The sequence below is a fragment of the Chryseobacterium sp. SG20098 genome (assembly GCF_031844745.1).
Classification (GTDB): domain Bacteria; phylum Bacteroidota; class Bacteroidia; order Flavobacteriales; family Weeksellaceae; genus Chryseobacterium; species Chryseobacterium cucumeris.
Genome location: NZ_CP134622.1, coordinates 792,477 through 808,033, shown reverse-complemented (window position 1 = coordinate 808,033; position 15,557 = coordinate 792,477). Strand labels below are relative to the sequence as shown.

General features: G+C 38.7%; 12 protein-coding genes. 1 reads left to right on the top strand and 11 read right to left on the bottom strand.

The annotated features are described in order from the left end of the window. Positions 1-91 precede the first annotated feature (91 nt). From bioA to RHP76_RS03625, 5 genes are all read right to left on the bottom strand, one after another. The gene (bioA, locus tag RHP76_RS03645; RefSeq protein ID WP_311229512.1) at positions 92-1,384 is read right to left on the bottom strand and encodes an adenosylmethionine--8-amino-7-oxononanoate transaminase; all 1,293 of its coding nucleotides are present in this window, start codon (positions 1,382-1,384) and stop codon (positions 92-94) included. Positions 1,385-1,662: 278 nt separating this feature from the next. After that, the gene (gene bioB, locus RHP76_RS03640) at positions 1,663-2,646 is read right to left on the bottom strand and encodes a biotin synthase BioB (protein WP_311229511.1); all 984 of its coding nucleotides are present in this window, start codon (positions 2,644-2,646) and stop codon (positions 1,663-1,665) included. Next, complete coding sequence (gene bioD / locus RHP76_RS03635; protein ID WP_311229510.1) at positions 2,646-3,260, bottom strand: dethiobiotin synthase; 615 nt, start codon at positions 3,258-3,260, stop codon at positions 2,646-2,648. Before bioD ends, bioB begins: the two co-directional genes overlap by 1 nt. 54 nt (positions 3,261-3,314) lie before the next feature. After that, the gene (locus tag RHP76_RS03630; RefSeq protein ID WP_311229509.1) at positions 3,315-4,424 is read right to left on the bottom strand and encodes an aminotransferase class I/II-fold pyridoxal phosphate-dependent enzyme; all 1,110 of its coding nucleotides are present in this window, start codon (positions 4,422-4,424) and stop codon (positions 3,315-3,317) included. Further along, a complete protein-coding gene (locus tag RHP76_RS03625; RefSeq protein WP_311229508.1) occupies positions 4,417-5,040 on the bottom strand; it encodes a hypothetical protein in 624 nt (207 codons plus the stop codon). Before RHP76_RS03625 ends, RHP76_RS03630 begins: the two co-directional genes overlap by 8 nt. Before the next feature lie 66 nt (positions 5,041-5,106). On the opposite strand from RHP76_RS03625, the gene RHP76_RS03620 reads away from it, so the two are divergent. Further along, entirely contained in the window at positions 5,107-6,597 is a 1,491-nt protein-coding gene (locus RHP76_RS03620) for an aminotransferase-like domain-containing protein (RefSeq protein WP_311229507.1), read from the top strand. A gap of 484 nt (positions 6,598-7,081) precedes the next feature. On the opposite strand, the gene RHP76_RS03615 is transcribed toward RHP76_RS03620, so the two are convergent. The 6 genes from RHP76_RS03615 to RHP76_RS03590 are packed head-to-tail and all read right to left on the bottom strand — an operon-like array spanning position 7,082 to position 15,551. Next, on the bottom strand, positions 7,082-8,269 hold the full coding sequence (locus RHP76_RS03615; RefSeq protein ID WP_311229506.1) for a PepSY-associated TM helix domain-containing protein: 1,188 nt from the start codon (positions 8,267-8,269) through the stop codon (positions 7,082-7,084). Between the two features lie 2 nt (positions 8,270-8,271). Continuing rightward, positions 8,272-10,713, bottom strand: coding sequence for a TonB-dependent siderophore receptor (locus RHP76_RS03610; protein WP_311229505.1), 2,442 nt, complete (start codon positions 10,711-10,713; stop codon positions 8,272-8,274). Further along, complete coding sequence (locus RHP76_RS03605) at positions 10,700-12,088, bottom strand: AMP-binding protein (RefSeq protein ID WP_311229504.1); 1,389 nt, start codon at positions 12,086-12,088, stop codon at positions 10,700-10,702. Before RHP76_RS03605 ends, RHP76_RS03610 begins: the two co-directional genes overlap by 14 nt. A gap of 4 nt (positions 12,089-12,092) precedes the next feature. Next, on the bottom strand, positions 12,093-12,338 hold the full coding sequence (locus RHP76_RS03600) for an acyl carrier protein (RefSeq protein WP_002979498.1): 246 nt from the start codon (positions 12,336-12,338) through the stop codon (positions 12,093-12,095). 1 nt (position 12,339) lies between these two features. Further along, complete coding sequence (locus RHP76_RS03595) at positions 12,340-13,743, bottom strand: MATE family efflux transporter (protein WP_311229503.1); 1,404 nt, start codon at positions 13,741-13,743, stop codon at positions 12,340-12,342. Next, positions 13,740-15,551: an IucA/IucC family protein gene (locus RHP76_RS03590; protein WP_311229502.1), complete on the bottom strand. Its 1,812-nt coding sequence runs from the start codon at positions 15,549-15,551 to the stop codon at positions 13,740-13,742. The genes RHP76_RS03595 and RHP76_RS03590 overlap by 4 nt, the downstream gene beginning before the upstream one ends. Between the last annotated feature and the right edge of the window lie 6 nt (positions 15,552-15,557).

Here is a 15,557-nt window from a genome sequence, read left to right as displayed (position 1 = left end):
CACTGGCATTCAACATAAAAACCTTATAGGTCCTGGAAACCTATAAGGTATATTAAAAAAATTAAAAATAATTATTACCGGACCGGATCTTTTATTCTCTAAACTGATCCAGTACCTCCGTAATATTCTGATAGACAAAATCCAATTCTTCCGATGTAATACAATAAGGAGGAACCAGATAGATTACATTTCCCAACGGCCTCATAATAATCCCTCTCTGTAAGAATTCATTGTAAAGCTTCTTCCCTATTTCATTGAAATAAGAAGTATCATTCCCGGTTTTAAAATCGAACGCTAAAATAGTTCCGATCTGACGAACCTTTTCTACATGAGGATGCAAAGCAAGTACTTTCACAAACTCTGAATGTTGATGAGTGATGCGGTTAATATTCATTTGAGTTTCATTTGTCAATAGTAATTCCATACTGGCAAGAGCCGCGGTACAGGCTAGAGGATTAGCTGTAAACGAATGCCCGTGAAATAAGGTTTTATAACGGTCTTCAGAAAGGAAAGCCTCATAAATTTCATTGGAGCAGGTTGTAATTCCCATAGGCATCGTTCCTCCTGTCAATCCTTTTGAAAAACACATAATATCCGGCTTTTCGGTAAGATAATCTGCTGCGAAAAGTTTACCTGTTCTTCCAAACCCTGTAAAAACTTCATCCTGGATCATGAGAACGCCTTCTTCTCTACAGAATTTCATTAGCTGGCTAAGATCTTCTGCTTTATACATCAGCATTCCGGCAGCACCCTGAACTAATGGCTCATAGATAAAGCAGGCTACTTCAGCAGCAAGTTCTTTAATCTGCAACCGCAGGCTTTCTATATTTTCTGCATTAGGTGTGTCTATAAAAACAACTTCAAACAGCATGCTTTCAAAAGGTCTTGTCCAAAAGCTTTTTCCACTTACAGACATAGCCCCGAAAGTATCTCCGTGATACGCATTTTTAAAAGCTAAAATCTTTGTCTTCTTTTTCTCTTTATTGTATGCATATTGAATACACATTTTTAAAGCAACTTCTACTGCGGTAGAGCCATTATCCGAATAAAAGACCTTTTCCTGGCTATCAGGCAGAAGTCTCAGTAAATTTTCTGAAAGCTGTACTGCCGGCTCATGGGTAAATCCTGCGAAAATCACCTGTTCCAGTGTATTCAACTGTTCAAAAACACGTTGGGCAATATATGGATGAGAATGGCCGTGCAATGTTACCCACCATGATGAAACGACATCCAGATATTTTTTTCCTTCGGTATCATAAAGATAAATTCCTTTTCCTTTTACAATAGGAATGGCATCATCAGCTGTTTTCATCTGCGTGTACGGATGCCAGTTCACCGCTTTATCTCTCTCCTGCAGACTGATTTCTTTGGTTAATGTATTCATATATTGATCTAAAAAGTAATAAGTGATGGAGATGGATTTAACAATAATTTAGTTGAATATGTTGGCGTAAATGTTGTATTAATCGCAAAGACGCAAAGTTTTATCATAGATTGCGTGGGATATTTAAGGACGCAAGAAAATATTGCTTACTAAGCTTTTGCGCCTTTGCGTTTTCCAACTTGTAGAGCAGTTTATAAAAGTTCAAAAACCAGTTTTATAATAAGCACTATAATACCAATAATCCAGCTCATCACTCATTATTTATCGTTTATAATTTACTAGCAGCATGTTTCTTTTTTCATCATAGGTTTCAATCCTAAGGTCTGCAGCATCTGCATATCTTCAGAAACTCCTGGATTAGGCGTTACCAATAAGGTTTCTCTTTCTCCCGTGAAAATGGAATTGGCTCCTGCCATAAAGCACCATGCCTGTTCTGTTTCAGACATTTCTATACGACCTGCACTCAATCTTACCATAGAAGATGGCATTACGATTCTTGCTGTGGCAATCATTCTTACCATTTCCCACGTATCTACTTTTTCATTATCTGCTAATGGTGTTCCCGCTACCCTTGCTAATGCATTAATTGGAACGGATTCCGGATGTTTTGGCATTGTTGCCAATGTTAAAAGCATTGAAATTCTGTCTCTATGCGTTTCACCAAGTCCGATAATTCCTCCGGAACATACTGTGATTCCAGCTTTTCTTACATTGTTGATCGTATTGATTCTGTTGTCAAAAGTTCTGGTAGAGATGATCTCCTCATAATACTGTTCAGAAGTATCAAGGTTGTGGTTGTACGCATATAATCCGGCTTCCTGAAGTCTGATCGCCTGTTCTTCGGTAAGCATTCCCAATGTACAGCAAACTTCAAGGCCAAGATCATTGACTCCTTTTACCATATCAATCACCCTGTCAAAATCACGGTTATTACGAACTTCACGCCATGCTGCTGCCATACAGAATCTTGAAGATCCTGAATCTTTCGCTTTTTGGGCGTGAGCAATTACAGTTTCTGTAGGTAATAAAGCCTGTACTTTGATATCCGTGTGATAACGGGCTGCCTGCCCACAATAGGAGCAGTCTTCAGGACATCCGCCGGTTTTGATAGATAATAATGTTGAAATCTGTACTTCGGAAGGATCATGCCATTCGCGGTGTACTGTGGCTGCTTTATAGATCAGTTCCATTAGAGGAAGGTGATAAATTTCCTCGATCTCTTCTTTAGTCCAGTTATTTCTCAATGTTGTTTTTGTATCCATTATCCTATTTTTGTTATTGTTAATTGCTTTGCAGCATGTTGTATAGATTCCTTATCCGTACTGTTGATTTCGGGAATCTTTATAATTTTTGTTTCTTTTTCAATAAAACTGCAGATCACTCTTTCTGTATCTTCGGGGAAATCTCCGTTAAGAATTAAATATTCCAACTTAATTCCTCTCTGTTGTAAAGCTAAAATTGAGAGCAGGCTATGATTGATGCAGCCTAAATAATTTCTGACTACCAATGCTGTCGGAATGTTTAATTCTTCAATAAGATCTATCATGAAAGTAGTATCTGATATGGGTACCATAAGCCCTCCTGCTCCTTCTACAATCAGAGGATTTGCTGTATTGGGGAGTTGAAAATCATTCAGATTGATGGTTATATTTTCTTCTCTTGCAGATTGATGTGGTGATGCAGCCAGTTGTAAACGGTAAGTTTCCGGATGGCAAAAGTTGGTGTCTGTCCATTCTTCAATTTTATGACTGTCTGTATAGTCCAGATCTCCTGATTGTATGGGTTTCCAGTATTCTGTTTTAAAATGCTGAACCAAAACAGCTGAACATACTGTTTTTCCTATTTCGGTTCCTATTCCTGTTATAAATAATTTCATGTTTTGAGATTCGGGGTTCGGGATTCGTGTTACGGGTTTTGAATCTTTTTTGCTTTAAATAAACTCTTTAATAATTCCCGTCAGTTTCATAATTTCTTCTTCTGTATTAAAGCTATGAAGGCATATTCTCAACCTTTCGCTTCCTTCTTTTACTGTAGGACTGTATATAGCATAGGTTAAAAATCCTTCTTCAGATAAAATGTACTGTAATTCTTTCAGTTTGTGATTATCCGGAATTAGAATAGCCTGAACCGGACTGGTTTCTGCTGACGGAGACTGTAAATTTCTACCTCGGAAAACTTTGATGTTATTATGAAGTTTTTCAGCCAGTTCATGATGTTGATCTAAAAATTCATATCCTGTTTTGATGCTCATCCATTGAAAATCCTGTGCTGATGTGGTATAGATGAACGGACTTGCAAAATTAATCAGATAAGATTTCACTGTTTCATTACAAAGAATTGCTGCTCCATGGCTTCCAAGAGCTTTACCGTAGGTGATAACCGCTGCCGAAACATGATTATGTAAGCGGTATTTTTCAATCAATCCATATCCAAAAACGCCAAAGGCGTGGGCTTCATCAACAATCAAAGAAGATTTATACTTACTGGCAAGGGCAGCGATTTCCTGAACAGGAGCAAAATCTCCCTCCATCGAGTACAAGCTTTCTATGGCAATATAGCAATGACCTTCCTGCCTTTTCAATGTATTTTCAAGATTTTCAGGATCATTATGTCTGAATTTCAGTTTTTTAGCATTCGAAAGTTGACAGGCATCATGTACTGACCGATGAATCTGTTCGTCCACAATAATGACATCATGACGGCTGGGAAGCGTTGAAAACAAAGCAAGGTTGGCATTATATCCGGATGGGAAGAGCAATGCCGATTCAAAATGATGTTTCTGCGCAATCTCATTTTCCACGGAAACTGCGATATCACTGTTTCCGCTAATTAACCTTGAACCTGTGCTTCCCGAAAGCAGTTGAGGGTTATCCATAATCTTTTGCAGCAGTAATTGTTGAAGGTCTTTACTTTTTGCAAACCCCAGATAATCATTGGAATAAAAATCAATTCCATCGGATAGAAGCCTTAAACTTCTTAAGGTTCCTTTGTCTCTTCGTTTATCAAGGGATTCCTGAAAACGTAAAGTATTGCTAAGCATAATTTAATTGAGCTACTTCTTCTGTAATCGCATTAATCCACTCTTTATGCAGTTCTTTTTCTATGTCCAGAATATGATCTGCATGGTGTTTCCAGTCTGGTGAGAATTCATTGAGCTGATGAATCATTTCTTCCAGATGTCCTTCTTCTTCAAGGATAATAGATTTTACCATAATTTTAGAAGAAGCTTCGGTAAGTGCCTGCTGATAAACAGGGTAAAGTTCATCCGCCCGAACCTCAATAGCATAGGTTACGAAAAGATAGGCAGCATATTTGATATCTGTTTTATTAAGTTGGAAAGCTTCCTGAAGATAACGACAGGCTTTAATATCTAATGAGTGAAGATATTGGCTTGTTGCGATAGGAGCCAGAAGTTCTATGCTTTCATAGGTTTTGCATAATTCAGGGTTTATTTTCCCAATCTGCTTTTTTAAATAATAGGCGTGGCGGTGCTCTTCAGCAGCATGTTTCAGCTGGATTTGAGAAACTAATGTTGGATGTTCACATTTTGATATTTTTCTTGCACCGGCATTTTCCATAAATGAAAGCGTGTTCAGCCATTTGGCGTGAATACTTCCTTCCTGTACAATTTTTTTTAACAGATGATGAAATTCCATAGATTTTTATTTTGATGTCAAAAGTAGTATATTGCCGGATGGTTATACTGTGCCAGTTTTGATATTATGGATAGTCCGGTTAAGATTCCTTACGAAAGTTTTATAAAAATTGATAGAAAATCAGAAACATCTATCTATATGCAGATTGCCAACCAGCTGATCAATGCAATTCAGCGGGGATTTTTGCCTTTCGGAACCAAGCTTCCGGGGACAAGAACTTTCAGTGAAATGCTGGAAATCCATAGAAATACGGCCGTTGCAGTATATGATGAATTATCAGCCCAGGGCTGGACAGAGAGTTTTCCCAACAAAGGAACTTTTGTTATTGGAAAAGATCAGGAAAAACCCGTTAAATTGAATGATTTTAAGCAAAATAACCTTCAGAACTACCCTGTTTCGACTGGTTTTTCATTTAAAACGTCCAATATTTTAGATAATCCTTTCGAGCATTCCAATTGTGAATATGTCTTTAACGATGGGGTTCCGGATATTCGTTTGACGCAGATAGGGCAGCATTCAAGATTTTACAGTTCTATTTTAAAGCGCAAATCTAACCAAAAAACGTTGGGACATTATAATCATGACGGAAGTGAATTTTTTAAAGAACATTTATCCCAATACCTGAATCTTTCCCGTGGACTTCCTATTTCTAAGAACAATCTTCTCATTACCAGAAGCACGGAAATGAGTATTTATATTGTTTCTGAGATTCTTCTTTCCAAAGGTGACACAGTATTGGTGGGAGCTTTGAGCTACTTTTCAGTCAATATGATATTTATGAAAGCTGGTGTTGACATTGTTTCAATTCCGATTGATGAAGAAGGAATTATAGTAGAAAGCGTACGGGAAGCCTGTAAAAAGCAGAAAATCCGGATGCTTTATCTGACACCGCACCACCACTATCCTACTACGGTTGCTTTGAGCGCTCAAAGACGTTTCGAGTTGCTGGAACTAGCCAATGAGTATGGATTTATTATTCTTGAAGATGATTACGATTATGAATTTCATTACGATAAAAGTCCTATTCTTCCTCTTGCCAGTGCTGATACCAACGGAATGGTGATCTATATCGGTTCTTTCGGGAAATCTCTGGCACCGGGATTCAGGACAGGATTTATTGTGGCTCCTGAGAATCTGATGACAGAAATGCGTAAATACCTGGGAATTATAGACCGTCAAGGCGATATTCTGATGGAAAGAGCACTTGGAGAAATGATTGCAGAAGGAGAAATCAACCGTTATCTGAAGAAATCTTTGAAAGTTTATCAGGAAAGGCGTGATTATTTTTCCGGATTGCTGGAAGAGAATCTGGGTGAGTTTATCTCTTTTGAAAAACCCTCCGGTGGACTGGCTATATGGCTGGAATGGAATATTCCGCTGAACCTGATGCAGCTGAGTAGAAATTGTGCGAAGGACAATCTTTTTATTCCTAAAACATTGTTATATCAGAATAAAGGGCTTACGGCTATTCGTTTAGGTTTCGGAGATCTGAATGTTGAAGAGATGAATAAAGGAATTGAGGTGTTTTCAAAAAATGTGAAGGGATTGATTGGGTGATGAGATCTCTCGCCGATTGAATAAATTACGGCTTCACTTACTGAAAATCTTTGATTTTCTTGCGTCTTAAAAATGCATTAATATTAAAAAACTTGCGCCTTTGCGACTTTCCAAAAAAAAGATTATCTTATTTTTGAACGCGAAGGCGCAAATAATGACCAAAACAATGTGTTTTAAGGCGCGAGGATTTTATCTGCGATAAAATTGATTGAGAATATTTAAAATAGAAATTGTATAATCTTCTATATTAATTGTTTTTAACCACAAAAGGCACAAAAGTTTTGATCACTTACGTTTTAAGTGCCTGCTTTACGTTTAATAAGTACACCTGAGTTTTAGAAAATCTTTGATTTTCATCTTATGTGAGCTTTTCTGTAACATCATTATTAAACTTACTTAAGTGAACTCATGTGTTTTTTAAATAAAAGCTTTTGTGACTTTTGTGGTTTAAAAAAGAGTAAAAGCCCCTTTCCATAGGCTTTTATTAATGGTGAGAAGGAAAAACTACTTTGTTTTTCTTATGTTTGGGTTTCTTCTTTTTCTTATTCAAATAGATGATAAAACCGGTAATCGGGAGTGATAGCGCGATAAAAGCTGCCAGAAAATAAATAATTCTGGTGGCCAATCCCAGGATGCTTCCGGTGTGAAGATCGTAATTTCTTTCCCTTAATGCGGTTCCATATCCGGTATTTTTGTTTTTATACGATTGAGATTTTAAAACTTCTCCTGAATACTGATCAAAATTAAACTGTTCATTCCTGTATTGTCTTGCGTCATAGGTCAACTCTGCATAATAAGTTCCTTCTTCCGATCTCGGAAAATTGACAAGTGCTGATTTTTTGTCTTTCATCCCTTTTTCCATGGTATTTCCAATGAGATTGAGAATGTTTTTTCGGTTTGAAAATTCTTCGGAAGGAATTGTACTTTTGGCTTTCTTTTCTGTTGGAATGTTTCCGTTCAGTGTATTCTTTACCCATTTATCTACATCTTCAAAGCTCCATATCAATGCAGAATAAGATATTAAAAGTAAAGGAATGATGGCATAGAATCCTAAGACATTATGAGCGTCATAATTGATTCTTTTCCAGTTGGCCGATATTTTAATGAAAAACATTCCTTTCAGCATGGCTTTACTCATTTTTCGGGGATACCATATCACAAGCCCTGATAGAAGTATCACAGCAAATATCAATGTGGAATAACCGGTAATTGCTTTTCCGATTTTCTCACCTAGAAGAAGTCTTCGGTGAAGATCCAGCACAATTTCAAAGAAGTCCTTTTTGGCATTTTCTACTTCCTGTACTTTTCCGGTATAAGGATCCACATAAATCCGGTAATAATAAAGATAGGTTCCCCAATACGTCCATGCTTCATTGTCCATTTTTAAGGTACGAAATACATACGTTCGTGAGGGATCGGAAGGCATGACTACTCTTTTGACCTTCAACCCTTCGGGAAGTACTTTTTCTGCTTTTTCCGTAAGTTCAGCCAATGAAAGTTTGTTTCTTCCAATGTTTTCAACATAATATCGGTTGGGGTGAACAATATGTTTTAATTCTTCTTCAAAAGCCAGGATACATCCTGTAGCAGCCATGATAACAACTATAAGCCCGGACGTTAGTCCGAGCCATAGATGTAACTGATAGGCAATTTTTCTGAATTTCAGCTTCATTCTTAAAATTTAAAGCTTACCTCAGCAACAAAATTCCGAGGCATCTGAGCGACTACCACTCCCTGCCCTGCAAAATATTGTGCATTCCCCAGGTTGTTCATTTTAAATCCTAATCTGTATCTTTCTTTTTCAAGAGAAATGGAAGCATTCACTAAAGTATAGGCAGGAAATACAAATTGTCCGGTAACCACTTTATTTCCGGTAATCTGTTTTCCAACACGGTTTACTCCAAAACCTATTCCTAGTCCCTGAAGTCCTTTGATCGGAAGAATATAACTGATCCATGAATTGAATACATTGGCAGGACCTGCAGATTCCGGACGGCGCCTATCTACAGCGGGATCAGCCTTTTCATATCTGCTGTGATTGTAGCTATATCCGGCCATGATATTTAATCCCTGAACAGGGTTCATGATGGTTTCGATTTCAATCCCTTTGCTTCTTTGCTTTCCATCCTGAACAACAATATTGTATTCTTTTCCGTCACGGATCACTCCGGTTCCTCTCTGGATATTATCAACAAGGATATCATAGTATCCAACCGTGAAATTCACTTTATTCCTCCAAAGATTTCCCTTGATTCCTACTTCCCACTGATTCGCCATCTGAGGTTTCATCTCACCGCTAATGTCCGGAAGCTGCTGGGCAACAGGGGCTGTATAGCTGAAACCATTCATATAGTTACCATAGGCAGATAACTGGTCTTTAACGATCTGATATACAATTCCTACTTTTGGAGACCATGCAGTCTGACTGAAATCACCGGTACGTTTGTTATCATTCAGATTAAGCTGTCCTTTACTTTCGTAATGATCCATACGCAAGCTTAAAAGCGTAATCAAACGGTCCGTAATATAAGTGACGTTTGAAATATAGGCTCCATAAAGGTTGGATGCGGAATTATTTCTCACTAAAGGTGTTTTGCCTGCCTGAATGGCTGCCTGTGTAAATGCCTGGATTTTTTGAAGGGCAAGATCTTTAGAAATATTCGGGTATCCTTCTAAGCTTTGTCCGTTGACATTATCAAAGACTACAATTGGAGAATGGTTATTATTGATTGTCTGATTCAGATAATCCAATCCGATCAATACTTTATTTTTAATTTTCCCGATATTAAATTGTCCATTGAAGTTCTGCTGAACACTTGTAGAAGAAGCTTCAGAGTTCTGCCACTGTACATTACGTTCCAGCAGGGCATCACTGGTTGTCCCTCTGATAAACTGGTATTGATATAATCCTTCCGTTTTTCTGAAGTTTCTTGAAAGCAAGGTTTGCGAAGTCCAGTGATCCGAAATTTTGTAATTAGCCTCTGCTTTTACATTAATAGACGGAGCTTTTAAGGTCATATCATTGTTGGAATATGATCTTTTCCAGTCAAAGCCTAGTTCATCAGGATTATGGGCAAAATATTGCCTTGTTCTCGGAAGGAAAATAATCGGAGTATTAGTTCCTTCATAATTATAAATCTGAGCTCCCAGGTTAAATTTCAATCTTTCATTAACCTGGTAGCTTACAGTTGGGGCTACAAAGAATGATTTTCTGAATTCGGAATCTCTGAAACCATTCTGATACTGATAGGCTGCATTCAAACGAAATAACATATTTCTGGATTCTGTAATCGGGCCGTAAACATCAGCGGTAACACGGTTCAGATTGTAGCTTCCCATCAGATAAGAAGCTTCTCCTCCGAAATAATCTTTCGGTTTTTTGGTTACTGCGTTAATCAAACCTCCAAAGGAAGTTACAGAACCTCCATACAACGTTCCTGAAGGTCCTTTGATGACTTCAAGACGTTCAATATCGGAAGGATCAATCTCACCATTGGTATTGGCTGGTACACCATCTACCATCGATACTTTGGTAGGAAAACCTCTGAGGCTGTAGTAAAAACTTCCGTCTCCGGAACCTCTTCCCGGGCTTCCCTGCATTTTTACCATACCCGGAACATTTTTCAATACTTCCGAAATATCGTAAGTAAGCTGTTCTTTCATGATCTGCTGGTTGATGCTTGTATAAGCCTGTGGATTTTCAAGAACTTTCAAAGGCATTTTGGCCACTGAAGTACTGTCTTTATCCAGAAATTTATTTCTGCTTACTGCATATACGGTAATTCCCTCAATTACATTATTGTGTAACGAGGCATAGATTGCAGGGATTTCATAGACATCTTTCTGGATGTGGATGGGTTCCCTCATCAGTTCAATGTCATTTAAAACCACCTGAAGCGTATATTCTCCAGGTGGCACATTTTCAAAGTAATATTCTCCTAAATTATTGGTTTTTGCCTGATAAGACGTATTGACAAGTCTTAAAACAGCATTTTTTACCGGTGCTTTTTCAGACAGCATGATTTTGCCATGAACTCTGTCGCCCTGCTGTGCAGAAAGCGAATTGGAAGATAAAGCAAGACCAAGAAGTAATATAAGGGTTTTAGATGTTTTCATGCTGTAATTTTTGTAACAGGGGATAGTTTATTTTACCGTTTTGTGATAAAGGGAATGATTCTATACGTTCTGTGCGTACATATTGTGGATTAATACGCAGTTTATTTTTAATGGTTTCGGTGATGATCTGAGGATCTATTTCCGGATTGTCATACAATACCACAATTTTTTTATCATTGGCATTCAGACATACGAAAGTATTGCCCTGCATTTCATTTTTAAGGATAAATTCTACCTCATCCAGATTAAGACGTATTCCGAAAAGCTTCATGATACGTTTTATTCTTCCTGTGATATAATACATCCCGTTTTCACCTTTTCTGGCGGTATCTCCGGTATGCAGTACAGAAGGCTGCTCGTACGTTGTCAAATCGTCCAGCTTATTGGCGTAGCCTCCGAAAATACTGATGTGTGAAAAGAGAAGTTCATCGGTTTCAGGATCAATTCTGAAACTTCCGTTGTGTACGGGCGTTCCGATAGAGGTTTCTCCCTCCAGCAATCCTTCTGTAGTAAGATAAGCCATTCTTCCTCCAGCCTCAGTCTGGCCATATTGTGCAAAGAATTCTTTTTTAAATTCATGACAATAAGAGAAAATGGTTTTTCTCAATTCAGCGTTAATTACTCCGCCGGTATGGGTAAAATACCTCAGACCTGGAGAATCTTTTCTGAAGAATCCTATTCTGTTTAGATTTTCATAAAGAAAGGGAACTCCACCCAAAGTACTGTAACCGTACTCCTCCATTTCATCCCAGAATGCTTTCTGCATAATGTCTTTATCGGTACAGACAATTCTTTCGGCACGCGTGCAGTTGGTGGTGAAAATAGAGAATCCGTACACAAAGTTGATCGGAACGTTTAAAGGAACTACATCCGTTTTCTGAATCGGCATATACTGAAGGATGCTTAATGCGTTCTGATAAAGACTTTCATCAGATAATTTAACCAGTTTTGGAACACCTGTTGTCCCTGAAGTACTCAAAAGGATTTTGATGTCAGGGTGAATGGTAACTTCACTCTTATAATCATCCTTTGCGAAGATGCTGATGTTGTCTGAGAATGCTTTCAGAGTATATCCTTCAATAGCTTCTCTTTGTGGATCAAAGATGTATTTCGGACGGTATTCTGCCTCAATACGTTCTTTGAATTCTTCATGCAGTTTCTGTCCCAGTACCGCAATCGTGTGCGCTGTTCCATAAAAATTGAGAAGCACCTCAATGCTTGGCAGCTGATTGTCGTTGTACAAAAAGAGCAGTCCTTTTTCTACGGGGTTTAAGCCTAAAGACCGGTACAGTGTTCCCACCGGTATTGTTGTACCGGTGGAAGCATCTGTAAACGCCAGGTTCTTATTGGCAATTACATTTTCTAAAATTTTCATAGGCTTAGTTTTCTACGAATACATCGTATTTTTTCATTTTTTCACGAATCTTGCCGACGGTTCCCATCTCCAGAATATCGTTAAAATCAAACTTGATCTGATAAAACTGTTCAAGGGCTTCTACGATCAGAAGATGAGACATAGAATCCCATTCCGGGATTTCCTGATACGTAAGCTTTTCATCTACCAGTTCTTTTTTTATAGCGATGGCAGAGGCGATAATTTCATAAAATTCTTCTGTAGTGTTCATTTTAAATTTTTATAGTTTTCCATTTTCCATTTTTAAAAATCATTAGGAATAGCACAGCTAAAACAATCTCCGAAGAAACGATAGCGGTAAATATTCCTCTCAGTTCCCACTGAAATCTTACGCCTAAGAGATAAGCCAGCGGAAGCTGAATGACATAAAACATGACGAGGTACAACAATGTTACCTGTAATATGTTTCCGGCCGCATTCAGTGCGCGGCTGATCACCATGGTGAATCCTAACAGCAGATAAGCCATTGATACCACGTGGATGTACTGTACCGCATATCCTGCAACTTCAGGTTCTGTAGTGAAAAATTTCACCACATATTCCGCAGCAATCTGCCAGAATAAGGCTACAAGTACCAAATAAGTCATGTTGATGGTTCCGGCTCTCCATACTGTTTTTTCAGCACGTTCCGGTTCTCCGGCACCGAGATTCTGTCCTGTAAGCACTCCTGCTGCGTTTCCTATTCCCCAGGCAGGCATTGTTGCCACCGAAGCAATACGCTGGGCAATAATATATCCTGCAAGCGCTGTAGTTCCGAAAGTGGAGATGATCTTCACCATGATCAGCCAGCTGGATGTTGGGATAATATACTGAACCAATCCTCCAAAGGCGAGTTTCAGAATCTTCTGCAGCAATGGAATATCAAGCTGTAAAGGAACTCTGATGCTGATGCTGGTTTTTCCTGTGGCAAATACAAAAGCCTGGTATAAAACGCCTAAAAGCCTTGATAAAACTGTAGCATATGCCAATCCCATCAATCCGAAAGCAGGAATAAATCCTAATCCGAAAACAAGGATCACTGCAAAAATGATATTGGAAATATGGCAAATCCAAAGTGATTTCATCGCAATATCGGCATCACCGGCACCTCTGAAGAGGCCATTCACAGACAAGCGGAGAATCACCAGTCCGATACTCAGGAAGACCAGTCTCGAGAAAGAAACTCCTTCGGTTACCGTACTGGCATTGATTCCCAGAAAATCAACAATTTCTGATGCAAAAAAGCAGGAAACACCACCAATAAGCACTGCAAAAAACAGGGCCAGCAAGATGATGTATTGGGCTGTTCTGCCCATTCCTTCTTTATCTTTTTCACCCGCTCTTCTGGCGGTAAGGGTTGCTGCTGCAATTCCCAAACCTACTGCAATGGCATAGGCGAAGTTGATGTAGTTATCAGTAATTCCCACAAGCCCAAGAACCTTGTCGCCTAATTTTGCAATAATCAATAGATTGACACTCACAAAAACAGATTCCATGACAAGTTCCATCACCATGGGAATGGCAAGACTAAAGATGGAACGGTTGATACTTCCGGAAGTCAATTCAACTTTCTTTCCGGCTATGGCTCCATACGTAAAAACCGCTCCTTCTTTTAGTATATGCAGGAATTTCCTCATACTGCTGCTACTGAATTTTTATTGGCAATCTGATACAGCGGATTAGGCAGCGCTCCGTCTTTTCTCGGAATGGCAAATGCCTTGTTTTCACTGTAACCGTTATTTTTCAGACGCAGACTGTTAATATAGAATCTTTTGAATACCGGCACATACAGGTCATATTTTTCGTATCGTTCCTGAAGGTGGGTATTCTCAGCTTTATAATTTTCTACACAGTTGTGAACCAGTTCCCAGAATGTTTCTTCATTAAAGTTGGAATACGTATGCAATGCATTCGACAGATATCTGAAGAAAGCATCAAAAACGCCAAGCAAAATAAACAACGGGATATTTTCTTTGTTGGAAGACTGGATCAAACCATCTGCAAGGTGTGCAGGAAGTTTTTCTCTGGCTTCTGTAGTAAGTACAATATCATCCACAAAGTCTTTGATGACGATTCTCTTCGGAACTCCGTTCTTCAGAACCACCATAATATTTTCCCCGTGTGGCGTTACACATAATGAATGCGTGTAATAGATATGTAGCAAAGGAGTAAGATAGGCATCAAGGTAGCTTTCAATCCATTCTTTGATACTCACTCCTGCTTTTTCTGCAAATGCCTGGACCAATGGAACTCCACTTTCGTCTACGTACAGTAAAGAAGTCATGGTTACCATTTGTTCATCCTCTTTCAGATAGTTCTCAGCACTTTCTCTCCATAATGCGCCAAGGAATTCATTATACTGGTAGGGTACGCTGGCAATAGATCCGTATTGAGGGTGCAGATAAGTAATAGCAGCCTCTTCTCCCAGGAAAATAGTTTCTTTATTTTCCAGATAGGCGTCATCTTTTATTAAACCTTTTACCCAATCTGTAATGGCTGGAGCAATTTTCATCTGCTTGGGTGATAATCCTCTGATATTCCCTGTGCTCAGAATAGAAACCGCCGTTTTAAGGTATCTCTTTTTAGGATGATCTACATTGAATAAAGTACGGATACTCTGCTGCGGACTGTAGGTGTCACTACCCTCACCCAATTGTATTAAAAGTCCGGAAGCAATATCTCCAGCAAAATGTATCTGAAGCTTATGCTCCCACTGCCATGGATGTACAGGGATAAAGTGATAATCTTCAACAATTTTTCCTTCGCTGATCAGTTGCTGCTGAAAATCATTATACAGCATGTCTCCTATTTCAGAACGATAAAACTCATCTCTGTTGATATGTTCCAAAGCCTGGAATGAAGATCTGCTTTTATGGGAAGCCAGCCAGATCACTTTTAGATTCTCATCGGCTTCAGGGGTAAATGTTTTAAGATCTCTTGGAGAAAAACCCAATCGGCTTTTGTTCACAATTACCCATGGATGTCCGGTCATATTGTGCTCTACGGTCTGATAATCTGCATCCGCAAGATCTTTTGAAGACATCACTCCTCTTGATAAGATTAAAGCATCACAATACAAAGTATGCAGTAATTCTTCTGTATATCTTGCAATGGTATAAGGGTCTAAGTCAAAAACTGATTGCATTTCCAGAAAGAAGGCCGCTACATCCACAGAAGACAAATCTTCACCGTTTTCTGTTTTTGTAATGCTGTGTTTATCAATATGCCAGTAATCCATCATTCTTTCCTGTCCGCGGAAGCTGTATGAAATATTTTCAAATCCTGTTTCGAGCTTGAAAACTGTATATCCGTCCTGATCTTCAAAGGTCACGACAGGTTTCAGAAGCTCTTCGTGCATCAGTTCTGAGATGGTTTTGGCCATTAGGTTTCTGTTGGCCTGATTCCAGTTTTCCTGGCTTATTGTATTTTTTAAGTTGGTGTTCATCTTTAA